Raw genomic sequence first — 24,680 nt, 5'->3', positions numbered from 1 at the left:
GAAAATACAGAGGAAATATGCCGGGATCAGAGGAATCTGTAATTGTAACAGAACAACGATACCCCTTACTTGTCTGTGAATCCGATTGCGCAGGTCTAAAAGCCTCAGCGTAGCTGGAGGCAATAAATAGTGTGTGTGGAATGGTGTGTTATGAAAATAACAAAAATGAGTAACTTTTGCTCTCACAATGGAATAAAAAACGACAAGACACTATGCGGTTTTATGGCTGTAAATGCATACGTTTCAAGAGTTTATACAGGGAACATGAAATATCATGAAATGTGAATAAATTAACACATAATTTTGAAAAATATACTCAAAATATAACCATACTATATTGACAAAATTAAAAATAAATGATAATCTGTGACCAGAACAAAACGAGAATGACTAAAATTTTTATGAAGTTAAGAATAAAAAGGTAAGCACGAAAGGAGTATCCTAAAATGGCTGAGATCAAAAAAATGGGTTACTGTGTAAACGGTGAGTGGAAAGAGTCAAAGGCAGAGAAATACATGGATGTTACAGATTCCAGTACAGGTGAGGTGATCGCGCAGGTTCCCTGCTGTACACCGGATGAGGTAGAAGAGGCGATCGCTTCCGCACAGGCTGCATTCCCGGAATGGTCCTCGCTTTCTCTTGCAAAGAGACAGCAGTATATGTTCAGATGGAGAGATGTTCTTTATGCTCATAAGGAAGAACTTTCCGTATTTTGTGCAAAAGAGCTCGGAAAGAACATCAAAGAGGCAAGAGGAGATGTTCAGAAAGCAATTGAGCCTACAGAAGAGGCATGTGCACTTCCGACAATGATCCAGGGCGATGCTGCAATGCAGGTAACTACAGGATATGATACAGCTACATATCGCAAACCACTTGGAGTAACTGCTGGTATTGTTCCGATGAACTTCCCGGCAATGATCCCATGGGGCTGGATGGTTCCGCTTTCCATTGCATGTGGAAATACAGTAGTACTGAAAGCAAGCTCCCAGACACCACTTACAGCTATGAGGATCATGGAGCTCTTTTATACAGAGGGAGGATTCCCGAAGGGTGTTGTAAACCTTGTGACCTGCAGCCGTGTAGAGGCTGATATCCTTCTTACAGATGAGAGAGTAAAGGCTGTTACATTCGTAGGAACAACAGGTGTTGGTAAACAGGTATATTCCAAGGCAGCAGCTCATGGCAAACGAGTTCAGGCACAGTGTGAGGCAAAGAACCATGCACTTGTACTTGAGGACTGCAACCTTGAGGCTACTGTTAATGCGATCATCAACTCTACATACGGATGCGCAGGTATGAGATGTATGGCTCTTCCGGTTGTATGCGTACAGGATAGTATCGCAGACGAATTTGTTTCACTTCTTAAGAAAAAAGCAGAGGCTATGAAACTTGGCTGTGCATATGATGAAGATACCGATCTCGGCCCGGTTGTAAATGCAGGCCATAAGGAGAAGATCTGCAACTGGATCCAGAAGGGTATCGATGAGGGTGCGGAGCTTGTACTTGACGGACGTAATGTAGTAGTTCCGGGATATGAGAACGGATTCTTCGTAGGACCGACAATTCTTGATCATGTAACACCTGAGATGACAGTTGGAAACCGTGAGATCTTCGGACCGGTAACCTGTATCAAACGAGTAAAGGATTACGAGGAAGGCATCGCAGTCATGAATGCCAATCCATTTGCAAATGGTTCCTGTATCTTTACACAGAGCGGATATTACAGCCGTAAATTCGCTATGGAGACAGATGGCGGTATGGTAGGAATCAATGTAGGTATCCCGGTTCCGACAGCATACTTCCCATTCTCCGGAAACAAGGATTCCTTTTTCGGTGATCTGCACGTTCTCGGAAAAGATGGCTATCGTTTCTTCACAAGAGCAAAAACAGTTACAACACACTGGTTCGATGAAGCTGCCGGAAAGAGAAAGGTCGGCACATGGGAAGGAAGTACTGAGGCTTAAGAAAGCTTCATAAATAAATTTATGACACTGTAAGGCAGATCGGGTAAGATCTGCCTTTCAGATAAAATCCTCTAATGAAATGAGCATATTCAAAAACGGTGCATCTGCTGGATTTCCGGCAGATGCACCGTTTTTTAGGGCCAATATCCGATTTAATCGATCGTCATAACACGGATGCCGTGCTCCTGGCAGAAGCTGTCGTATTCTTCGGGAAGTGGCTGGTCGGTTACGATGGCGTCCAGCTTTTCCATGGAAGAATAGGTCATAAGCGAGATCCGGCCGAATTTGGAATGGTCTGCAAGAAGGATCATGCTGTTGGCATTCTCTGCAATGGCTTTTTTGGTGATGTATTCCTCGGCGCTGGCATTGGTAAGTCCGCTCTTCATGGTTACACCTGTGCAGGCCATAAAAGCCATGGAAATGTTGTAGGTCTGCAGATAATCATTGATATCCGGTCCTGTGAAGGACAGGGTCTTGCGGTTCAGCTTTCCGGGAACGGAAATGATATCCAGGTTCGGATAGGATGCTGCCTTGTTGAAAATAAGCAGGCTGTTGGTCAGGATCGTACAGTGCTTATCTGCAATAAAATCAACCAGGTTCAGGCAGGTTGTACCTGTATCGATATAGATGGTATCGTCTTCTGCCACAAGCTCTGCGGCACGGCGGCAGATTTCTTTCTTTTCGTCAGGAAAACGTCCGCCACGCTCTTCGTAAGACAGAAGGGGAAGAGTCTGTGGAGTTTCGAGTGCTGCGACACCGCCATATACTTTCATGATACTGCCACGTTTCAGAAGGATATCGACATCTCTTCTGATGGTGTTTTTGGATACGTTGAATTTCTCACATAATGTATCGAGAGAAGCGTTCTTATGCTCCAGCACATATTCTTCGATCATGTCCAGTCGCTGTGATTTCATAGAGGTCTACCTTCTTTCTATTGGTTAAGTCTTGGTTATATTTTATCATAAAAGAAGGTAGAGATAAAGTGCTTTTATAAGAACATACCAAAAATTATTTCCCTTCAAAAATATCTTGACGAAATTCTTATTTGAATGTAATATGAAAACGGTTTTCAAATTCAAATCTGCCATGTAAGGTGCAGTCGATAGAAGAGAGTAGGAAATATAATGGAAGAAAAAATGAAATACAGCACCAGGCAGCAGAAAATAATTCTGGAATGCCTGCAGGAATATGGAGATACATTTTATACCATAGATCAGTTTATGGAGCTCCTTCGTGGAAAAGAGATCCAGATCGGAAGGACAACGGTATACAGAGGACTGGAGCGGCTGCAGAAGGAGGGAGCGGTGCTGAAGGTTCCGTCTGTGGAGGGAGCGCCTGCCCAGTATCGTTTTATACGTGATGAGGAGCGGAAGAATTACGGTAAGCTTGTGTGTCTGGAATGTGGGCATACGATTCCTCTGCAGTGTGGATGTATCGATCATTTTGTGGGACATGTGCTGGATGAACACGGATTTGAGATCGATCAGAGCCGGACGATCTTTTATGGATATTGTGACAGCTGCAGGAGGCTTAAAAAATGAATGTTAACAGAGGGAAGATGACAGCGGCAGCAGTTCTGGCGGTGACGCTTCTTGTTGTGGGCGGTGTGACTGGATATGGTTTGCACAGGGCCGGAACGGTGGGACAGCCATTTGTGGAGGATGGCCGACTGAAGGTGATGGCCAGCTTTTATCCCATGTATGATTTTGCCCGGAAGGTAGGAGGCGACAGGATCCAGGTAAAGGATATGGTTCCGGCGGGAACGGAGCCTCATGACTGGGAGCCGGCGGCAACGGATATCCGGAATCTTGAGGATGCAGATGTGTTTGTCTATAATGGTGCGGATCTGGAGCACTGGGCGGAGGATGTACTGGATACTCTGGAGAATCAGGATCTGGTTGTGTCTGAGGCATCGGATGGTGTGGAGCTTCTGGATGGAGGACATGATCATGCTCATGGTGATGAAGGAAAAGATCCTCATGTCTGGCTTGATCCTATGCGTGCAAAGCAGGAAATGAAGAATATCAGGGATGCTTTGGTAAAGGCTGATCCTGGGAACGGTGATTATTATGAAGCAAATTATGAGAAATATGCCGGTGAATTTGATGAGCTGGATCAGGAGTTCAGAGATGGTCTGAAAGGTACGAAGAGCCGGGATATCATAGTGGCGCATGAGGCTTTTGGATATCTGTGCAATGCCTATGATCTGAAGCAGCTGGCTATTGAAGGGCTGACACCGGATTCAGAGCCTGATCCTGCCAAGATGCAGGAAGTGATCGAGTATGCGAAAAAATACGACATCCATACCATATTTTTTGAGGAGCTGGCAAGTCCCAAGGTGGCGAAGACAGTGGCGAAGGAAGTGGATGCGGTGACTGCTGTGTTGAATCCGATCGAGGGATTAAGTGAGGAGGATATAGAGGCCGGAGAGGATTATTTTTCTGTGATGAGGAAGAATCTGGAGGCACTCAGGAAGGCATTGAACTGAAGGTGCAGGACAGCAGCTGTAACAAAAAAGGAGAAATTATGGGAATTTTGATAGAAAATCTTTCGTTTCACTATACAGGGACACCTGTGCTGGATCAGGTGAACCTGGAGGTGAAGGATGGCGATTATGCCATCCTTACCGGTGAAAACGGAAGTGGAAAAAGTACATTTCTGAAGCTTCTTCTGGGCGAACTGAAGGCGCAGGAGGGAAGTATCACTGTAAATGGAAAAGATATTTCTGCCACATTCGGAAAGGGAGATCTGGGATATGTTCCACAGAACAGTATCAGCAGAAACCAGAATTTTCCGGCGACTGTGGAAGAGATCATGATGACAGGTGTGTATTCCTCTTCCTGGAAGGCACGTTTCCGGGCAAAAAAAGAGATCCCGCGTTTGAAAGCCGCACTTGCGGAAATGGAAATGGAAGAGTTCTGGAAAAGAAGGATCGGAGATCTTTCCGGAGGACAGCAGCAGAGGGTTATGCTGGCACGTGCACTGGCAGGAAAACCGAAGATCCTGATCCTGGATGAGCCTACCACAGGAATGGATATGGTTTCTGTGAAAACACTTGCAGAAGTTCTGAGGAAGCGGAATGAGGAACAGGGGCTGACGATTCTTATGGTTACTCATGGAAATTCCGGTGAGTTTAAAGGAGCAAACCGGTTCTTTAAAGCGGAAGAGGGGAGGATCGACGAAGTATGAGTATTTTACAGTATGGATTTATGCAGAGGGCTTTTCTGGTGGGAATCCTTCTGGCTGTGATTACGCCCTGCATCGGGATCACCATTGTTCTGAAACGGATGTCCATGATCGGAGATGCGCTTTCCCATTCTTCACTGGCTGGTGTTGTGCTGGGACTGATACTTGGAGTGAATCCGGTAGCCGGTGCAGTAGTGATGTGCATCGTAGCTGCTCTTGGAATTGAGGCTATCCGCAAAAAAATCCCGCGTTATTCGGAGGTGGCGATCTCCATCGTCATGTCTGCCGGGATCGGACTGGCTGGTGTGCTGTCCGGCTTTGTGGAAAACGGTGCCAGTCTGAACAGCTTTTTGTTCGGAAGTATTGTGTCCATCAGTGAAGGAGAGCTGGCACTGGTAGTTGTGATCAGTGTGCTGGTACTGGCAGCAGTGCTGTTTTTTTACAGGGAACTGTTTTATATCGGATTTGATGAAAATGCGGCAAGGATCTCCGGTGTTTCCGTGCGGAATATTAATTTTCTTTTTACTATTCTGACGGCTCTGACAGTTTCCATTGCGTCCCGAACAGTAGGAACCCTGATCGTTTCCTCCATGCTGGTAGTTCCGGTGGCGTGTGGGATGCAGATGGCAAAAAGCTATAAGGGTACACTGATCTGTGCCATTATCGTGGCGGTATGTACCACCATTGCCGGACTGTTTCTTTCCTATTATGCCGGACTGAAACCAGGTGGAATGATCGTTCTTCTTGAGGTTGCGTGGTTTGTAGTTGTGATGACAGTGAAAAGTTTTAACAAATAAAACACATTTTTCCCACAAAGTAAACACAATTAACCCATATACTTTGAAGCATCAAAAGGAAACAGAGAAGAATTTTTTCCCAGGGAGGACTTAACCATGAACAACAACAGAAAATTAAAAATAAAGAAAATGATGAAAAAGGGTGCAACCATCAGCCTGTGTGCAGTACTTGCCGGCGGCATTGGAGTTGGTGCATATGAAGGTATAAATTATTTCTCCGGTGCACAGTCCGTACAGGCGGCAACCGATAGCTCCGAGAATCTGACTCTTATGAAGTCTGATAAAAAATCAAATAAAGACAGCGAAGATACAGAGGCTACAAAATCCTCCGATACAAAGGGCAGTCTGGATGTATCAGATGTTGCTGAGAAGGCAATGCCTTCTGTAGTTGCCATCACAACCAAGTCCGTTCAGGAGGTTCAGGATTATTACAGCATGTTTGGTTCCCAGTATGCGCCGAGCCAGGAGCAGGAAGTTGAAGGAAGCGGTTCCGGTATTATCATCGGAAAAACAGATTCTGAGCTACTGATCGCCACAAACTATCATGTTGTGGATGGTGCCGATACCTTGTCAGTTGCCTTTGCAGATGGTAATGCTTATGAGGCTACGGTAAAGGGCTTTGATGAAAGCGAGGATCTTGCAGTTGTTTCTGTTGCAACGAAGGATGTTTCGGATGATACAATGGATGCAATTTCTGTTGCAAAGATCGGAAGCTCTGATGATCTGAAGATCGGTGAGCAGGTTGTTGCCATCGGTAATGCACTTGGCTATGGCCAGTCCGTTACTACTGGTATTGTCAGTGCTAAGAACCGTAAGACAGATGCATCAGGACAGATCGAGGGTGATTCTACAGATAACAGCAGCAGTATCAACAAGGGCGTGAACCTGATCCAGACAGATGCGGCTATCAATCCCGGTAACAGTGGCGGTGCGCTTCTGAATATGGATGGTGAGGTTGTTGGTATTAACTCTTCCAAGCTTGCTTCTACTGAGGTTGAAGGTATGGGGTATGCCATTGCAATTTCTGATGTTGCGGATTCTCTTGAGAACATGATGAATGCCAAGGCAAGAGATAAAGTGGATAATCATGGTATCCTTGGTATCACAGGCAGTACAGTAAGTACGGAGGCAGTACAGATTTATGGTATCCCGCAGGGTGTATTTGTTTCGAAGGTAACCGAGGGCGGCCCTGCCGATGATGCAGGTATTACCAAGAATATGGTCATTACAGAGTTTGATGGTAAAACGATCACCAGTATCGATCAGCTGGTTGAGCTGCTTCAGTATTATGAGCCGAAGGAAAAGATCGATGTGACGGTTGCAGTTCTGGATGGCAATGAGTATAAGGAGAAGACACTCACTGTAAAACTTGGTAAAGATGACAGTTCCAGCAAGGATAGCAAGGACAGCTCTGAGGATAGCACGTCCCAGGATTCCCAGGATGCAGATATCCCAGATATCCAGGGAGGACAGGATGATTCCGATCAGGGGGATGCAGATGCATTTGCTGATGATGGAGAAGCCAGCCTGTTTAGAGATTTTGAGCAGAATGGCTTGTATGACTGATCAGTCCTAAATTATAGATGGAGAGCATTTTCGAGGTGAAGAACCGCAATCAGTTCATCCCCTCCATGAATCCGCAGGAAAGAAACCAGAAATACAGCGGATGGAAAAACGCAGTAGAAAAAGTTCTCGTATAATAAAACGGGAGCTTTAGGCAGCGGCAATTGCTTGACCCCATGTGTATGTCAGATTATAATAAAATAACAGGCATTTCCGGATGCATTCCAGATGTATCGGAAATGACGGAAAGCCGGTCTTTGCCAGTATCATGTGCAGAGGCCGGCAAAAGTTATATTCAGAGATAAACGATCATCCATTTGCAGTAGCTGTGCAGTGGCATCCGGAGATGATGTATGATTCTTCAGAACAGCTGAAGCTTCTCCGGGCATTTGCGGAGGCAGCAGGGAAGGAGACGGAAGCATGAATATTTGTATCTATGGAGCGTCCAGCGCAGAGCTGAAAAAGATCTATTATGAGAAAACGGAAGAGCTGGGACAGCTGATGGGGAAACGTGGCCACGGCCTTGTTTTCGGAGGTGGAAAAGAGGGGCTGATGGGGGCGGCAGCCCGGGGTGTTGACAGAGAAAAAGGTTATATCCTAGGTATCGCACCGAGATTTTTTGACCAGCCGGGAGTGTTGTATGAGCATTGTACAGAGTTCATTTTTACTGAAAATATGCGTGAGAGGAAGCACCTGCTGGAAAGCCGCTCGGATGCGACTATCGTGGTACCTGGGGGAATTGGTACTTATGAGGAGTTTTTTGAGATTCTGACATTGAAGAGTCTGGGACGGATCGACAGGCCGATCGTTCTTTATAATATTCAGGGATATTACGACAGCATGCAGGCACTCCTGGAATACACAGCAGGGGAAAAATTTATGTCCAGAGATGTTGTGGGTATGTGCCGGTTCATGAAAGACCCGGAGGAGATCCTGGATTATATTGAGAATTACCGGAATTATGGGGGAAGGCTATAAATAAAATACAGTACGGCTAATACAACAGCCCTGTATATAAGATCGTGCGAAGGGGATTTTTACAGGAGAAGATATATTTTATGAGGAAAATAATGTTAAATGGCCAGTGGGAGCTGGCAGAAGCAGGAAATGACAGATTATGTGAGGTACAGGTTCCGGGATCTGTGCTTTCCGGGCTCTATGGTGCCGGGAAGATCGAAGATCCTTTTTACCGGACAAATGAGGATGTGACAAGGGAACTGTTCCGGAAGGATTATGAATTCAGCAGAACATTTGTGGCTGCAGAGGATATCCTGAAAGAAGAAAAAATAATACTGGTCTGTGAGGGGCTGGATACTCTTGCAGATATTTATATCAATGGGCAAAAAGCCGGATCTGCAGATAACATGCATCGTACCTGGAAGCTGGATGTGAAAGAATTTCTTCATTCCGGGGAGAATCAGATCCGGATCGTATTCCGGTCGGTATTCAAGTATATCGAAGCTTATGAGTATGAAGATAATAAAGAGATCCACTATGTTCCCTGCGGTGGAATGAAAGGAAACCAGCTGATCCGGAAGGCTCATTGTATGTTTGGATGGGACTGGGGCCCCCAGACCATTGATGCCGGGATTTTTCGGGATATTTATCTGGAAGCATACAGTCATCCGAGAATTGAGGATGTGAAGATCATACAGGTGCATGGGGATAATGCTGTGGATGTGTGTACAACTGTGGCTGTAAGCGGAGATGCTGTGGATAAGTGTCAGGTGAGGGTGACGATCCAGGAGGATGCAGAGAGCGTCTGTGGACATAGAACAGGTGCTAACGACCGAAAAACGGAAGCCCATGTATGCAAAGTGGGGGAGACTGTATCAGCGAATAATAATCCAGCAGTGCTGACATCCTCGATCCACAACCCGAAACTCTGGTGGCCAAACGGCTACGGCGATCAGCCGTTATATAAAGTTAAGGTGGAACTTCTGGATGAGGATGGCGAAGTTCTGGAAACTATAACGAAGCGCATTGGTCTCCGTACCCTTACCATCAGCCAGGAAAAAGATCTCTGGGGAAAAGAGTTCGCGTTCTGTGTCAATGGCGTGAAGATTTTTGCCATGGGCGGAAATTATATTCCGGAGGACTGTATTTATTCCAGGATCACGCCGGAGCTTCAGGAGTACCTTCTGGAATCCTGTAAACGTGCCAATTTTAACTGCGTCCGTGTGTGGGGTGGCGGTTATTATCCTTCGGATCATTTCTATGATCTCTGTGACGAGATGGGGTTGATCGTATGGCAGGATCTGATGTTTGCTTGTAATGTTTATGATCTTACAGAAGAATTTGAAGAGAATATCACGAAGGAAATTACAGAAAATGTAAAACGTCTCCGTCATCATGCATCTCTGGGACTGTGGTGCGGAAATAACGAGATGGAATCTGCCTGGGATCACTGGCCGGAGGTGCAGAGTGAGTCGAAATATCTTCGTGCGGACTACATAAAAATGTTTGAGCATGTGGTGCCAAAAGCAGTGAAAGCGGCAGACAGCGAGACCTTTTTCTGGCAGTCTTCTCCGAGTTCCGGGGGTTGTTTTGATGAGCCGGATGATGAGAACCGGGGGGACTGTCACTACTGGGATGTATGGCATGGCCAGAAGCCTTTTACGGATTATCAGAAGCATTATTTCCGGTTCTGTTCGGAATTTGGTTTCCAGTCCTTCCCGTGTCTGAAAACAGTAGAGAGCTTTACGGAAGAAAAAGACCGGAATATTTTTTCCAGGGTGATGGAGAAACACCAGAAGAATCCGGCAGCCAACGGAAAGATCCTGTATTACCTTTCGGAGAATTTCCGTTATCCGGAGAATTTCCGCAAGCTTCTCTATGTGAGCCAGATCCTTCAGGGAATGGCCATGAAGTATGGCGTAGATCACTGGAGACGTCACAGAGGCCGCTGTATGGGAACTCTTTACTGGCAGATCAATGATAACTGGCCGGTGGCGTCCTGGGCAAGTATCGACTATTTTGGTCGCTGGAAGGCACTTCATTATATGGCAAAAAAATTCTATGGGCCACAGGCGGTGAGTATGTGCATGGATGGGGATACCATGCAGGTGTATCTGGCAAATGAAAGTATGGAAGCACAGTCATATCAGGTTGTCTTTTATGTGAAAAATATGGAATGCGAGATCCTTGAGAAGATTACCGGAAAGGGCACTGTGGGTGTGCAGGAGTCCGGGCAGATCCTGGCGGTGGATGTTTCCAAATGGGAAGACAGGAAGTATAAGATTTTCCTTGAGGCAGAAGTGACACTTGCTGATGGAAAAGTGCTCCGTGATGTGGAGACTCTTGTTCCATATAAATATCTGGAACTGGATAAACCGGAGATCGCCGCTGAGGTGGAGGAGCAGGAGGATGCGTTTGTGATCCATTTGAAGAGCAGCTGCTTCAGCCCGTTTACAGCTGTTGGATTTACTGATGCGGATGTAATTCTTGAGGATAATTTTTTCCATATGACAGGTGGAGAGGAAATGTGTATCCGGATTGAGAAAAAAGATATACGAAGTGATGTGTCTCTGGATGCGGCAGAGCTTACACATCAGATGGAAATCCTGACGTTGGCGTAGGAGTTTTATAATGAAAAAGACGCGGCCTTTTATCGGATGATAAAGAGGTACGCGTCTTTTTTGTATGATATTAGGGGGGATTTTTATGGGTTTGTGCGTGTTTGCAGTTTCTTATTCGTAATTTTTATGTCTTTTAAAGAAATCTTTTGTTTCTTTTACAACCACACCGCTCAGGGCAAGAAGAGCGATCAGGTTCGGGAACGCCATCAGGGCATTGAAGATATCTGCGATGTTCCATACAGCTGCTACAGTCATATATGGTCCGATGAATACGCAGATGATGTACAGCCAGCGGTATGTTGTAACTGCGGCTTTGTTTCTGTTGAACAGGTATTCCAGACATCTTTCACCGTAGTAATCCCATCCAAGAATCGTTGTGAATGCGAAGAATACCAGGCACAGCATCAGTGAGAAGGATGCTACAACCGGCGGGAAAGGAAGTCCTTTCTGGAATGCGGCTGTTGTGATGGCAACACCCTCAAGACCTGTGTTCCATGTTTCTGTAATGACGATGGAAAGACCTGTCATGGTACAGATGACGATGGTATCAATGAAAGTACCTGTCATGGATACAAGACCCTGACGTACCGGCTCTTTTGTCTGAGCTGCAGCAGCTGCGATCGGGGCACTACCAAGACCGGACTCATTGGAGAAGATACCGCGGGCGATACCTTTCTGCATAGCTACGACCATGGTTCCCATTGCGCCACCTGCAAGTGCACTTCCTGTGAAAGCAGATTTTACGATAGTTACGATCGCTGCAGGAACTGCTGTGATGTTTGTGATCACGATGATCAGTGCCAGTGCAACATAGAGAACTGCCATAAACGGTACAACGACCTGGGATACCTTTGCGATTCTCCGGATTCCGCCGAGAACGACAAGTCCTACGCATACGGTAAGTACCAGACATGCAACTACAGTTGCCCAGGAATATGTATTTCCGAAAAGTGCTACTGTGTGTGCTTTATCCGGGTCAAAGAAATTGGTAACTGCAGATGCGATACCGTTTACCTGTGTGAAGGTTCCGATACCGAAAAGTCCTACACCTGCTCCGAAAAATGCGAAGATCTTGGCAAGCCATCTCCACTGTTTTCCCATACCGTTTTCGATGTAGTAGAATGGTCCGCCGAGAACATGACCTTCTTTGTCAATGGTACGATACTTGATCGCCAGAAGTCCTTCTGCGTATTTGGTTGCCATTCCGAAAAATGCGGCTACGATCATCCAGAAAAGTGCTCCAGGTCCGCCGGCTGCGATAGCAGTTGCGACACCTACGATATTTCCGGTTCCGATGGTTGCTGAAAGTGCAGTACACAGAGCTCCGAAGCTTGTGACCTCACCATCGCCGCCTTCTTCATTTTTTACCATGAATTTCAGTGCCTTTCCGAGGTGCCTTACCTGTAAAAGACCTAACCGAGAGGTTAACAGAATTCCTGTGAACAGGATCAGAATGATCAGCGGAAGTCCCCAAACGACTCCGTCAAACCATGTGATAAAGTTGTTGATTTGTGTAAACATTACTCTTTCCTCCATCCTTTTGCCTGAGAGATTTACAGCATTTTGTGTGCTGCGTACACCTTCGGCGCTCTTCTTTTCAGAAGAGACTCTCCTGAGTTTTTTTATTTTTGAATGATGCCAGGACCTTTTTGTGTACGGTGGTAGCGGTCATTCGTTTTGTGTAGAAATACACTGTAACACAGAGTATCACATGAATTGACGGATTTCAATGGGTTTTATTAAAAAAATTCCATTTATTAGAAATATTAATCGACATATAATCAGGATCTGGTAAATTGTTATTTTTCTATCAGCGGATGTTCTTTGTAATACATGCGGGTGAAATGCAGAAATGTCAGCATATCGCCGCTGATGTATTTACTTTTTTTCCATACCATGCCGATTTTTATGCGGACAGGTGGATTGAGAGGGATGCCGGTAATATTGGAAGAGGAAAATTTATCGGTCATGCTGGAATAGAGAAAACAGCCGTATTTTCCGGTTTTTACAAACTGCAAAGTAGTGTAGATCTGGCTACTTCGCATCACGATATTGGGCTTGTAGCCGTCCATTTCAAAACGCATTTTCAAGATCTGATTCTGGACAGAATCCGCGTTAAAAAAGATCAGCTGTTCTTTTGACATTTCTTTTGTTGTGACAGATTCTTTTTCTGCCAGTTTATGGTCATTGCTTACGCAGAAAACTACCTGGTCGTTGGCCAGGACAGCGTTGTGGAATTTATCAATATTATACTGTTCCATATTGACCAGAGCTACATCCAGGGTGTCATCCTGCACCAGGTTGCAGGCACGGACAGATCCATATTCCTCCAGGACCACGGCGATCTCCGGGTGTTTTTCATGAAATGCCATAAGCAGCTCCGGGAAAAATACAGTACTCAGCATGGGCGGGATTCCAATGCGAAGAGGGGGTTTTACCCTGGACATGCTGGAGTAGTCAGCCTGAAGTTCATTACAATATTGAAGAATATAAGTAGCTTTTTTGTAGAAGGATTCTCCCTCCTGGGTCAGACTCAGCTGATTTCCTTTTCTGGAAAAAAGACTGATTCCGAATTCGATTTCCAGGTCGCGAATGGCCATGGAAATGGTTGGTTGGGTCACATATAATTCTTCGGCTGCTTTTGTGATGCTGTGGCAGCGGCTGGCTGTGCAGAAATAGCGTAGTTGATTCAGTGTCATAATATACCTTCTCTCCGTGTATGATCAGATGAAATTTTTGACAGATTTCGCTGTTTTTTATCGAAAGAAATTCGGAACAGGACATGCTCTTTGGAGCTGACTGTCATTATAAAGATATCATGGACATGTGAAAAATTCCATATTCATTTGAAAACGAGAAAGTTTTGTGGTAATAGTGCATAAAAATTATCATTAAAAATTGAGAGTATAAAAATTTTTTATGGGGATATGTGTTTCATTAATTTGTTTTTTTATATGTACACCGGTTATAATGGAACCATCAAAAGAAACGTGTACGGCCTATACTTTTCAGGAGAAAACCAAAACTTAATGGAAGGAGAGTACAGAAATGTCTCAGACAACTATCACATTGCTGTTTCTTGTGTTCACCATTATCAGTTTCATCCTTGAAAAAATTCCTCTTGGTCTGACGGCTTCGATCTGTGCGATCGGCCTGACCCTTACAGGAGTTGTGGATGCGACAACAACGTTTTCACAGTATGTAAACAGTAACGTAATCCTTTGCGTTGGCATGTTTGTAGTTGGCCAGGCATTGTTTGAAACAGGAATGGCAAATAAGATCGGAGGACTGGTCACAAAATTTGCCAGAACAGAAAAAACACTGATCATCGCGATCATGGTAATTGTAGGTGTAATGTCCGGATTCTTATCCAACACAGGTACCGCAGCAGTGCTGATCCCGGTAGTCTGTGGAATCGCTGATGAGTCCGGTTATTCCAGAAGCCGTCTTCTGATGCCGCTGGTATTTGCCGCTGCTCTTGGTGGAAACCTTTCTATCATTGGTGCACCGGGAAACCTGATGGGTGTGAATGCACTTCAGGAGATGGGGCTTTCCACAAGCTTCTTTATGTATGCACCGGTTGGAGTTCCAATGCTTCTGATCGGAATCCTCTACTTTATCCTTATCGGATATAAATTTCTTCCGGACGGAAAGAATGCATCCGGGGAAGCGCTTGAAGATCAGCAGGATTTCAGCCATGTACCGAAGTGGAAACAGACCGTTTCTCTGGTAGTTCTGATCCTTGTGATCCTTGCAATGATCTTTGAGAAAGAGATAGGTATCAGCATTGAGGTTTCTGCATGTATCGGAGCGATCATCCTGGTTCTGACAGGAGTTATTTCCGAGAAGGAAGCACTGAAATCCATTGATCTGAAAGTTGTATTTCTTTTCGGCGGTTCTCTGACACTTGCAAAAGCGCTGGATACAACCGGAGCCGGAGAGCTGATCGCAGATAAAATCGTGGGACTTCTTGGATCTGATCCAAGTCCGATCCTTCTTCTTCTGGTGATCTTTATTGTAACCTGTGTACTGACAAATTTTATGTCAAATACAGCAACCACAGCACTGATGATCCCGATCGCGGTATCTCTTGCGAACAACCTGGGAGCAGATCCGAGAGCTGTTGTTATCGCAACGGTTATCGCAGGTTCCTGTGCATATGCAACACCGATCGGTATGCCGGCAAACACCATGGTAGTTGGTCTTGGAGGATACAAATTCAAAGACTACGTAAAATCCGGTCTGCCGCTGATCCTGGTATCTTTTGTGATCTGTATGATCCTGTTACCGATCCTGTTCCCGTTTTATCCGTAAGAGGATAAAGGGAGAAACTTTTGATCAATTAAGTTAGTTCTCTCTGTGCCGATCATAAAGCGCAGGGGAAGAAATAAATAAGTCAATAAATAACCTAAAAAGCCATCTTAACCATTAATCAGCCAAATTAATGATGAAACAACCAACCAAATTTATGTAAACCTATGTAACTAAAAAACATTAAACCATCGAACCATATCAGGAGGTAAATCATGACTAAGGAAAATGGAGTTAAAGTATTAACAGACATGGTAGCAGATTTTGTTGCCCATATTGGAAAAAAATTACCGGATGACGTAGTTAAGAAACTGGAAGAGCTTGGTTCCCAGGAAACAGCTGCACTTCCAAAAGTTCTCTATGAGACAATGACAAAGAACCAGGGTCTTGCTGTAGAGCTGAACCGTCCAAGCTGTCAGGATACAGGTGTTCTTCAGTTCTGGCTGAAATGCGGAACAAATTTCCCGTATATCAATGAGCTGGAAGCACTTCTGAAAGATGCTGTTGTTCAGGCTACTTTTGCAGCACCGTTAAGACATAATTCCGTTGAGACTTTTGATGAGTACAACACAAAGAAAAACGTTGGTAAAGGAACTCCGACTGTATGGTGGGATATTGTTCCGAACAGCGATAAATGTGAGATCTACGCATACATGGCAGGCGGCGGATGTACCCTTCCTGGAAAAGCAATGGTTCTGATGCCAGGTGCCGGTTATGAGGGTGTTACAGATTTCGTTCTGGATCAGATGACAACTTATGGACTGAATGCGTGTCCTCCACTTCTTGTTGGTGTTGGTGTAGGTACATCTGTAGAGACAGCTGCCCTGAACTCCAAGAAAGCGCTGATGCGTCCGATCGGTTCTCACAATGACAACGCAAACGCGGCAAAAATGGAGAAGCTTCTTGAGGACGGTATCAATGCGATCGGCCTTGGACCGCAGGGTATGGGCGGAAAGTATTCTGTAATGGGTGTTAACATCGAGAATACCGCGCGTCATCCATCTACCATCGGTGTTGCAGTAAACGTTGGATGCTGGTCTCACCGTCGTGGACATTTGGTTGTAAATCCGGATCTTACAGTAACCTGTGATACTCATTCCACATGGAAATTTAATGCTTAATATAAACGGAGGGAAAAATCATGATCGAAATCAGAGGAGATAAAAAAGTTCTTATTACACCTATAAGCGCAGAAGACCTGGCTGATATCAAAATCGGCGATATTGTATGGCTGGACGGAGATCTGATGACCTGTCGTGACGTTGCTCACCGCCGTCTGGTTGAGTATGGAAGAGAGCTTCCGTATGATATCCGCAACAAAGCGATTTTCCATGCCGGCCCGATCGTTCGTAAGATCGAGGGTACAGAGGATGATTATGAGATGGTTTCTGTAGGACCGACAACTTCCATGCGTATGGAGAAGTTCGAGTATGAGTTTACAAAACTGACTGGTGTCAGAGTGATCGTTGGTAAAGGTGGTATGGGCCCGAATACGGAGCGTGCCTGCAAAGAGTTCGGTGCGATCCACTGTGTTTTCCCGGCTGGATGTGCAGTTGTGGCTGCTACAGAGGTTGAGAAGATCGTTGAGCATCACTGGGATGAGCTTGGTATGCCTGAGACTTTATGGTGCAATAAGGTTAAGGAGTTTGGTCCGCTGATCGTGTCTATCGATGCTCAGGGCCGCAACCTGTTTGAGGAGAATAAGGTTGTATTTAATGAGCGCAAAGAGGCTGCTAAGCAGGCGATTTATCCAGAGGTTAAGTTTATTAAATAATATTTGGATAATATTGAAAAAAGTTTTCGTGATATCTGAGGTGCCGGAGCTCTGCCATGAGGGGGTCGGGATTGAATGGTGATCGTAAAATAATGGCGTGATATGAAAAAGAGGATATCCTGTGGATTCGGTTAAACGGTCTGCAGGATGTCTTTTTTTGTTGATTTTTTTGGCTTTTTGTGTCTTTTTGTGTCTTTTTGTGTTTTACAGGGGTGGTTGGGTGTGGTAAAATGAAAAAAGTTGTGTATATTGATTATGATTGTTTTGAAAGAGAGAGGAATTGATGCTATGGGGGAGTATTTGAGGAATATTAACTGGAAGCATGTTCTGATCATGTGCATCGGAAATGTTTTTGCAGGTATGGGGATTGGAATTTTTAAGCTGGCCGGGCTTGGTACGGATCCGTTTAGTGGAATGAATATGGCGGTTGCGGATATGCTTGGTATGGCTTATGGTAATTTTCAGCTGATTGTGAATATTGTGCTGTTGATTATTGAGATTGCTTTTGGAAGGAAGTTTCTGGGGATTGGTACAGTTGTAAATGCGGTGTGCCTGGCTTATATTATTACGTTTTTTTATAATATTTTTCATGGAGTTATGGGATTGGAGCTTGTGGCGCTGCCGGTGAGATTGGTTGCGCTGTGTATTGGGGTTGTGATCTGCTGTCTGGGGTTGTCGATGTATCAGATGCCGGATGAGGGGGTTGCGCCTTATGATAGTCTTTCTTTGATCATGACGGAGAAGTGGCCGAGGATTCCTTATTTCTGGCACAGGATGTCTAATGATGTGCTTTGTGCACTGATCTGTTATCTGACTGGTGGTGTTGTGGGAATTGGTACGCTGGTGACGGCTTTTGGTTTGGGGCCGGTGATCCATTTCTTTAATAGAGTTTTTACTGGGAAGTTGCTTGCCTGGGTTGATGGGGAGTGAGTTTCTGGGAGGAAGCTGAACTGGCTGTGGTGTGGCTGGTTCGGCTTTTTTTGTGGGAAAAGGGACGCACATGAAAGGGACGCCCGCGAGGCGTGTGCTGCCTGTCGCCGGGGCTTCGTCGGGGGCTGGCTTCTAGGCTGCCGGGAATCTGCTAAAAGCGTTTTCCAAAAGTCCGAACTCGCTTCGCTCAAACAGCGAACTTTTGAAAAACAACGCAGATTTCCGCCAGCCAAGAATCAGCACCTCTCCTGCAGAGTCCGGCGACAGGCAGCACACGCCTCACGGGCTGGCTTTTCAGGGCGGGAGGGTAGGGTGGCTGCTCGGTAGGTTGGTTTAGGGTGATAGGTTGAGTGGTTTTCCGGGAGTTGGATGAGCCGTCAGCGCTGCGCTGGACGGCTGGGAGGAAAGGCTGAGTTTGTTTGTGGTTTGACGGAAGTATCAACAGCAACTTTTTTGCAGTATTACATGGCTGTTATGCTGTGTTAAAATATAAACAATATTAATATAATACACTCACATTATTCATTTTATAACTATTTATAAATGTGTTATGCTATCTTCTGATGAAAGAGATATAATGAACGCAGTCGTGAAACGAGGGTGTTCATGAATTGATGGCTATCCGGGAGACCGGGGCTTTGTGTGATGAAGGAGAGGATATCATTATGGAATTTAATCATGGAGTTTTATTTTCAGATACATATCAGAAGAAGCTGAAATCTCAGTTTTGTTATGCAGATAAGGATCCGCAGTATGGTGCGCGTCTTTTCTTTGAGAACTCTGGTGGTTCTCTGAGACTGAAGAAGGCGGTTGAGGCTAAGGCTGCGATTGAGGAGTTTCCGGATTGTCCGGAGCGTGCCCGTGGCAGAGGGTTTGATCTGGCTGATTATGTTAAGGATGGTACTCAGGAGATCCTGGAGGTTATTTTTGGTGCGAAGAGTGGTGCTCTGATTACGGAACTGACTGCTTCCCAGACTATGTTCCATGCAGTTGGTACAATTATGGAAGGTGTTGACTGGGGTAAGAATGCAGTTACTTCTGCTCTGGAGCATCCGTCTGCTCATGATGCGGTTGAGTATTATTGCAAGAAGACTGGCAGGGAGTTCCGTGAGGTTCCGGCTAATAAGGTGACGGGTGGTCTTGATCCGGATGAGATTATGAAGTATGTGGATAAGGATACGGTTCTTCTCAGCATTATGGCTGCTTCCAATATTTCCGGTAATATCATGGATATCAAGGAAATTGCACGCCGTGCAAAAGAGATCAATCCGGATATTTATATTGTCAGTGATGCGGTTCAGCATGCTCCTCATGCAGTGATCGATGTTGAGGACTGGGGTGTGGATGTCTGCAACTTTGCTCCGTATAAGTTCTTTGGTGTTCGTGGCTGTGGTTATGCTTATGTTTCTGACCGTGTTGCTGTGATGCCGCATATCAAACTGACCTGCAAGGATGATAATGTCTGGGCTCTTGGTACTCCGGCTCCGGCTAACTTTGCGGCTATGATGGCTGTTATTGATTATGTTTGCAGTATCGGTAAACATTTCCTGGGCGATTCCGCACATAAATATAATAAGCGTGAGCTTTTTGTTGAGGGTATGAATCACATTCATCTTCAGGAGAGAGCGCTTCTGTACCGTATGCTGGAAGGTACCGATAAGGTTCCGGGTCTTCGTCATATCCCGGGTGTTCAGGTTTATGTGGATATGGAGGATCTTACATACAAAGATCTCATTGTTGCCATGGGTATCGAGGGTATTGAATTTGCAGAGTGTGCAAGAAGATATCTGGAGCATGGTGTTACTCTGTTCGAGCGTGTAAAGAGCAGCCCGTATTCCAAACGTATCGTAGAAACTCTTGGTCTTGAGGGTGCGCTTCGTGTTTCTCCGCTTCACTGCCATGGAACAGACGATATTGATAAGTTCCTGAAGATCACCAAGGAGATCGCTGAGGGTAAATAAGATAAAATAAATAACTGTAAAAAATAAATGGAAGACCGCTCTTTTCTCGTATTTTAATATGAAAGAAAAGAGCGGTTTTTCTGTTAATGAGGACGTTGGTATAATCTGTAAAAAATATTCAAATAAATGATATCCTGTATCGGAAACTTCTGTTAAGATAAATTTATCAAAATATACCATGGGAGGAAGATATGAAAAAACTTCTTTTTGGCGCGGCATACTACGATGAATACATGCCGTATGACAGACTTGATAAAGATATAGAAATGATGAAAAAAGCGGGGATCAATACGGTGCGTATTGCGGAGTCTACGTGGAGTACCTGTGAGCCGCAGGATGGGGTGTTTGATTTTTCTCATGTGGAGCGTGTGATGGATGCTATGGAGGAGGCCGGGATCCATGTGATCATCGGTACGCCTACGTATGCGGTTCCTGCCTGGATGGTGAAGGCCCATCCGGATGTGATTGCCACGACGAAAAATGGGGCGGGGATCTATGGTGCCAGACAGATTATGGATATTACCAATCCGGTGTATCTTTTTTATGCGGAGCGTGTGATCCGGAAACTGATGGAAGTCAGTGCAGGAAGGAAGTGTGTCATTGGTTTTCAGGTGGATAATGAGACCAAGTATTACGGCACAGCGGGCAAAAATGTGCAGCTGGCTTTTGTAAAATATTTAAGAAAAAAATTTCAGGATGATCTGGATGCCATGAACCATGAATTTGGGCTGGATTACTGGAGTAACCGGATTGATGCCTGGGAAGACTTTCCGGATGTGAGGGGAACGATTAATGGCAGTCTGGGTGCGGAGTTTGAGAAGTTCCAGCGGACCCTGGTGGATCAATTCTTAAGCTGGCAGGCCGGGATCGTCAGCGAGTATAAGAGGGAAGATCAGTTTATTACCCACAACCTGGATTTTGAGTGGAGAGGATATTCTTACGGTGTACAGCCGGATGTGAATCATCTTCATGCATCACAGGCTCTGACCATTGCGGGAACGGATATTTATCATCCGTCTCAGGATGATCTGACCGGTACGGAGATTGCTTTTGGAGGGGATATGATCCGCAGTCTGAAGCATGATAACTATCTGGTTCTAGAGACGGAAGCTCAGGGATTTCCGTGCTGGACGCCGTATAAAGGTCAGCTTCGTCTCTGTGCCTACAGTCATCTGGCATCCGGGGCCAACAGTGTGATGTACTGGCACTGGCATTCTATCCATAATTCGTTTGAGACTTACTGGAAGGGGCTTCTGAGCCATGATTTTGCGGAGAATGATACTTACCGTGAGGCTTGTATTATTGGAAAAGAATTTCGGGAAAAAGGCAGCCGTCTGGTGAATCTTAAGAAGAAAAATGATGTGGCTGTGATGGTGAGCAATGAGGCTCTGACTGCATTGAACTGGTTTGGCATTCAGGCGACTTCCGGGGATAATGGTGAAATCCGCTACAATGATGTGGTTCGCTGGATTTATGATGCGCTGTATCAGATGAACGTGGAGTGTGATTTTGTATGGCCGGAATCTGAGGAGCTTTCTCAGTATAAGGCGATTTTTGTACCGGCGCTTTATGCGGTTCCGGACAGTACGCTTCAGAGGCTGAACCGTTATGTGGAAGAAGGCGGTACGCTGGTTGTGACATTTAAGAGCAGTTTTGCCAATGAGAATGTGAAGGTTCATGTGGATGCACAGCCGCATATTCTGAAAAATGCGCTGGGGATCAGTTATAATCAGTTTACATTTCCGCGGGATGTCAAGCTGGCCGGAAAGCTGTATGGCGAAGCAAGGGTATTTATGGAGCTTTTGAAACCGGAAGGCGCAGAGGTACTTGCCGGATATGAGCATTATAATTGGAAGGGATATGCAGCCATAACCAGAAATAAATATGGGAAAGGTACGGCATATTATCTGGGATGTATGACAGATGATGCCACCCTTCAGAATGTAATAAAAGATGCTCTTGGAAGTGCAGGCGTTGAGTTATCCGGTTACAGCTATCCGGTGATTGTACGTAAAGGAACGAATGATCTTGGAAAAACGATCAGGTATTTCCTGAATTACTCAGGATCAGAACAGGCTGTTACGTACAAATATGGTGATGCAGAAGATGTAATTACCGGCAAGGAAATTAAGGCTGGTACAGAGCTGAAGATTCCTGCCTGGGATGTGCGGATTATTGAGGCTTAAGATAAAGAAGAAATATAAATGAGAGAAAATCTCTGGCATGTTGGCAGAAAGCTGATGTGACAGAGATTTTTTCATGAAGTAAACTGTGATCAGTATAAATATACCCGATCGGGATTGATTTGTAAATTTTAACTTGAAATTATACCCGATAGGGATTAATATGTTTATTATGAACAGGATTGGTAATTATATAAAAGAAGAAAGAAAAAAAGCTGGACTTACACAGGAAGAGTTTGCAATGCGTGCTGGCCTGGGGCTCAGATTTGTAAGAGAGCTGGAGCAGGGAAAAGAAACTGTGCGTCTGGATAAAGTAAATCAGGCATTGGCAATGTTCGGAAAAGAAGCTGTACCGGGTGAAAGGGAGGAATAGCAGGTGGAGTCGGAATATAGAAAAGGTTATGTATATATTCAAAATTGTTTTGCCGGAATAATTGCTGAAACAGAAGAAGGATATATTTTTTCGTATGATAAAAAATATTTAAAAAGAGAGGATGCGGTGGCGGTAAGCCTTACTCTACCTTTACGTGAAGCCCCATATGAAACAACCATTTTGTTTCCATTTTTTGATGGACTGATTCCTGAGGGCTGGCTTCTTGGCGTAGTCAGTCGAAACTGGAAAATTAATCAGAAGGACAGATTTGGTCTTTTACTGGCGGCATGCAGAGACTGTATCGGAGACGTTTGTATCAGAGGAGAAATAACATGAAATGTTTATGTTGTGGAAAAACGATCAATCAAAATGCAGCAGAATCAGAAAAAAAGTGGCAGTGGCATAAAAAATGTGTGGTAAATTTTTTTCATACAAAAGAAATGCCTGTTTTGGATATAACAAAAGAACAACTGGAATTTCTTGTAAATGAAACGGTTAATGAAGGATTAACTGTGCCAGGTGTTCAAAAGAAATTATCACTTCATTTATCAAGTGATATAGATGCAAGACTTACAATTGTAGATTATCCGACGGGTTATATATTAAAGCCGCAGACAGAAGAATTTGAAAATATGCCGGAATTTGAAGATCTTGCCATGCGACTTGCTGAGATCATGGGGATACAGACAGTGCCACATGCACTTATAAAAATGAATGGAGAGTATGCATATATTACAAAACGGATTGATCGGGAGATAACGGAAAAAGAAATCAAGTTATATGCAATGGAAGATTTTTGTCAGTTATCCTGTAGATTAACGCAAGATAAGTACAAAGGTTCTTATGAACAATGTGGCAGGATTATTAAGAAATATTCGACGACACCGGGACTGGATATGTCAGAATTGTTTTTACGTGTATTGGGCTCTTTTGTCATGGGAAATTCAGATATGCATTTGAAAAATTTTTCATTGAAAGAGACGGAACCTGGAAACAGGAAGTTTCAGCTGTCAAAAGCATATGATATGTTGCCTGTAAATATAATCATGCCGGAAGATAAAGAACAGCTTGCACTTACGATTAATGGAAAAAAACGAAATATTCATAAAAAAGAATTCCGGTTGTTGGCAGAAGCCTGTGGGATACCATCGAATGCAGCAGAACATATGCTGAAAAAAATATGTTCTAAGAAAGATAAATTTCTGAAGCAAATAGAGGAAGCATATCTGTCTGAGGAGCAGAAGGAAAACGTAAAGGAACTTATTTCAGAAAGGATTGAAATTTTGCAGTAAGTGGAGGAAACTGTCTGGCATGTTGGCAGAAAGCTGATGTGACAGAGATTTTTTATGAAGTTCTTTCGCTTGACATCTTCCGGTAGAGTATGCACAATAAAGATATTACAGATTTGTCGGGCAGAAATAAGTTATAAAAATAATGGGGTGACAAACATGCAGAACATTCTCATCGTAGTAGACATGCAAAATGATTTTATTGACGGCACACTTGGCACGAAGGAGGCTGTGGCCATTGTTCCGAAGGTGGAGGAGAAGATCCGAAATTTTGACGGAAAAGTATTCTTCACGAGAGATACCCATGAGACATATTATCTGGAAACACAGGAGGGGAAAAATCTTCCGGTTCCTCATTGTATCCGGGGGACAGATGGCTGGCAGATTCGGAAAGAACTGGATGTTCTGAGAAAAACAGAGCCAATTGATAAAGAAACTTTCGGTTCTACAGATCTTGCAGGGGAGCTGGTTACGATTAATGAGGATGAAGAAATTGGAAGCATTACCCTGGTAGGACTTTGTACAGATATCTGTGTGATTTCCAATGCACTTCTGATCAAGGCTTCTCTTCCTGAAGTTCCGATTTGTGTAGATGCCGCATGCTGTGCAGGCGTTACACCGGAGAGTCATGAGAATGCACTGAAAGCCATGGAGATGTGCCAGATCAAAATTTTCCGGTAAAAAAGACAGGATAATAAAAATAAAGAGAAAAGTCAAGACCACCCGCTTAGCGGGTGGCTTGCTCTGTCCCTATAAGGGACTATTCCC

22 protein-coding genes and 1 riboswitch are annotated in these 24,680 nt (G+C 44.6%); of the genes, 19 read left to right on the top strand and 3 right to left on the bottom strand.

All coding sequences use genetic code 11. The annotated features are described in order from the left end of the window. Window positions 1-446 precede the first annotated feature (446 nt). Entirely contained in the window at window positions 447-1,964 is a 1,518-nt protein-coding gene (locus DWW77_RS14535) for a CoA-acylating methylmalonate-semialdehyde dehydrogenase (RefSeq protein ID WP_118608992.1), read from the top strand. Between the two features lie 152 nt (window positions 1,965-2,116). Here DWW77_RS14535 and DWW77_RS14530 read toward each other — a convergent pair whose 3' ends face one another. Beyond that, window positions 2,117-2,881, bottom strand: a complete 765-nt coding sequence (locus tag DWW77_RS14530; RefSeq protein WP_015526435.1) for a DeoR/GlpR family DNA-binding transcription regulator — start codon at window positions 2,879-2,881, stop codon at window positions 2,117-2,119. Window positions 2,882-3,091: 210 nt separating this feature from the next. Between DWW77_RS14530 and DWW77_RS14525 the strand changes: the two genes are divergently transcribed. The 8 genes from DWW77_RS14525 to DWW77_RS14490 all read left to right on the top strand — a co-directional run bounded on the left by DWW77_RS14525 (window position 3,092) and on the right by DWW77_RS14490 (window position 11,091). Then, a complete protein-coding gene (locus DWW77_RS14525) occupies window positions 3,092-3,508 on the top strand; it encodes a Fur family transcriptional regulator (RefSeq protein WP_015526434.1) in 417 nt (138 codons plus the stop codon). Beyond that, on the top strand, window positions 3,505-4,455 hold the full coding sequence (locus DWW77_RS14520) for a metal ABC transporter substrate-binding protein (RefSeq protein ID WP_114002488.1): 951 nt from the start codon (window positions 3,505-3,507) through the stop codon (window positions 4,453-4,455). The genes DWW77_RS14525 and DWW77_RS14520 overlap by 4 nt, the downstream gene beginning before the upstream one ends. Window positions 4,456-4,493: 38 nt before the next feature. Beyond that, window positions 4,494-5,156 carry a metal ABC transporter ATP-binding protein gene (locus DWW77_RS14515; protein ID WP_015526432.1) on the top strand — a complete coding sequence of 221 codons (663 nt, stop codon included), beginning with the start codon at window positions 4,494-4,496 and terminating at the stop codon, window positions 5,154-5,156. Next, the gene (locus tag DWW77_RS14510) at window positions 5,153-5,950 is read left to right on the top strand and encodes a metal ABC transporter permease (RefSeq protein ID WP_015526431.1); all 798 of its coding nucleotides are present in this window, start codon (window positions 5,153-5,155) and stop codon (window positions 5,948-5,950) included. The genes DWW77_RS14515 and DWW77_RS14510 overlap by 4 nt, the downstream gene beginning before the upstream one ends. Before the next feature lie 96 nt (window positions 5,951-6,046). Beyond that, on the top strand, window positions 6,047-7,516 hold the full coding sequence (locus DWW77_RS14505; RefSeq protein WP_021651215.1) for a S1C family serine protease: 1,470 nt from the start codon (window positions 6,047-6,049) through the stop codon (window positions 7,514-7,516). A 214-nt stretch (window positions 7,517-7,730) separates the two neighbouring features. Next, a complete protein-coding gene (locus tag DWW77_RS18195) occupies window positions 7,731-7,937 on the top strand; it encodes a hypothetical protein (protein WP_202031308.1) in 207 nt (68 codons plus the stop codon). Next, window positions 7,934-8,491: an LOG family protein gene (locus DWW77_RS14495; RefSeq protein ID WP_015526428.1), complete on the top strand. Its 558-nt coding sequence runs from the start codon at window positions 7,934-7,936 to the stop codon at window positions 8,489-8,491. Before DWW77_RS18195 ends, DWW77_RS14495 begins: the two co-directional genes overlap by 4 nt. Window positions 8,492-8,571: 80 nt before the next feature. Further along, window positions 8,572-11,091, top strand: a complete 2,520-nt coding sequence (locus DWW77_RS14490) for a beta-mannosidase (RefSeq protein WP_118608991.1) — start codon at window positions 8,572-8,574, stop codon at window positions 11,089-11,091. Between the two features lie 111 nt (window positions 11,092-11,202). Here the strand turns inward: DWW77_RS14490 and DWW77_RS14485 are convergent, their stop codons facing one another. After that, window positions 11,203-12,612: an alanine/glycine:cation symporter family protein gene (locus tag DWW77_RS14485; RefSeq protein WP_182431227.1), complete on the bottom strand. Its 1,410-nt coding sequence runs from the start codon at window positions 12,610-12,612 to the stop codon at window positions 11,203-11,205. A 1-nt stretch (window position 12,613) separates the two neighbouring features. Beyond that, window positions 12,614-12,716, bottom strand: a riboswitch (glycine riboswitch). Between the two features lie 174 nt (window positions 12,717-12,890). After that, on the bottom strand, window positions 12,891-13,790 hold the full coding sequence (locus DWW77_RS14480) for a LysR family transcriptional regulator (protein WP_118608989.1): 900 nt from the start codon (window positions 13,788-13,790) through the stop codon (window positions 12,891-12,893). A 349-nt stretch (window positions 13,791-14,139) separates the two neighbouring features. Here DWW77_RS14480 and DWW77_RS14475 point away from each other — a divergent pair, with 349 nt between their 5' ends. From DWW77_RS14475 to DWW77_RS14430, 10 genes are all read left to right on the top strand, one after another. Next, window positions 14,140-15,405: an SLC13 family permease gene (locus DWW77_RS14475; protein WP_118608988.1), complete on the top strand. Its 1,266-nt coding sequence runs from the start codon at window positions 14,140-14,142 to the stop codon at window positions 15,403-15,405. Between the two features lie 212 nt (window positions 15,406-15,617). Next, window positions 15,618-16,523, top strand: coding sequence for a L(+)-tartrate dehydratase subunit alpha (gene ttdA, locus DWW77_RS14470; protein ID WP_021977662.1), 906 nt, complete (start codon window positions 15,618-15,620; stop codon window positions 16,521-16,523). A gap of 20 nt (window positions 16,524-16,543) precedes the next feature. After that, window positions 16,544-17,176, top strand: a complete 633-nt coding sequence (ttdB, locus tag DWW77_RS14465; protein ID WP_021977663.1) for a L(+)-tartrate dehydratase subunit beta — start codon at window positions 16,544-16,546, stop codon at window positions 17,174-17,176. Between the two features lie 288 nt (window positions 17,177-17,464). After that, entirely contained in the window at window positions 17,465-18,106 is a 642-nt protein-coding gene (locus DWW77_RS14460; RefSeq protein WP_118608987.1) for a YczE/YyaS/YitT family protein, read from the top strand. A gap of 665 nt (window positions 18,107-18,771) precedes the next feature. Continuing rightward, a complete protein-coding gene (locus DWW77_RS14455) occupies window positions 18,772-20,067 on the top strand; it encodes an aminotransferase class V-fold PLP-dependent enzyme (RefSeq protein WP_118609020.1) in 1,296 nt (431 codons plus the stop codon). A 191-nt stretch (window positions 20,068-20,258) separates the two neighbouring features. Next, entirely contained in the window at window positions 20,259-22,253 is a 1,995-nt protein-coding gene (locus DWW77_RS14450) for a beta-galactosidase (RefSeq protein ID WP_118608986.1), read from the top strand. 169 nt (window positions 22,254-22,422) lie between these two features. Beyond that, on the top strand, window positions 22,423-22,623 hold the full coding sequence (locus tag DWW77_RS14445) for a helix-turn-helix transcriptional regulator (protein WP_118609019.1): 201 nt from the start codon (window positions 22,423-22,425) through the stop codon (window positions 22,621-22,623). 3 nt (window positions 22,624-22,626) lie between these two features. Continuing rightward, entirely contained in the window at window positions 22,627-22,959 is a 333-nt protein-coding gene (locus DWW77_RS14440) for a HipA N-terminal domain-containing protein (RefSeq protein ID WP_118608985.1), read from the top strand. After that, window positions 22,956-23,915 carry a HipA domain-containing protein gene (locus tag DWW77_RS14435; RefSeq protein ID WP_118608984.1) on the top strand — a complete coding sequence of 320 codons (960 nt, stop codon included), beginning with the start codon at window positions 22,956-22,958 and terminating at the stop codon, window positions 23,913-23,915. The genes DWW77_RS14440 and DWW77_RS14435 overlap by 4 nt, the downstream gene beginning before the upstream one ends. A gap of 156 nt (window positions 23,916-24,071) precedes the next feature. Continuing rightward, complete coding sequence (locus DWW77_RS14430) at window positions 24,072-24,593, top strand: cysteine hydrolase family protein (RefSeq protein WP_118608983.1); 522 nt, start codon at window positions 24,072-24,074, stop codon at window positions 24,591-24,593. Window positions 24,594-24,680: the final 87 nt, after the last annotated feature.

Source organism: Ruminococcus sp. AF17-12, assembly GCF_003479245.1.
GTDB lineage: Bacteria > Bacillota > Clostridia > Lachnospirales > Lachnospiraceae > Blautia_A > Blautia_A fusiformis.
This window is presented reverse-complemented; position numbering and strand designations above follow the sequence as displayed.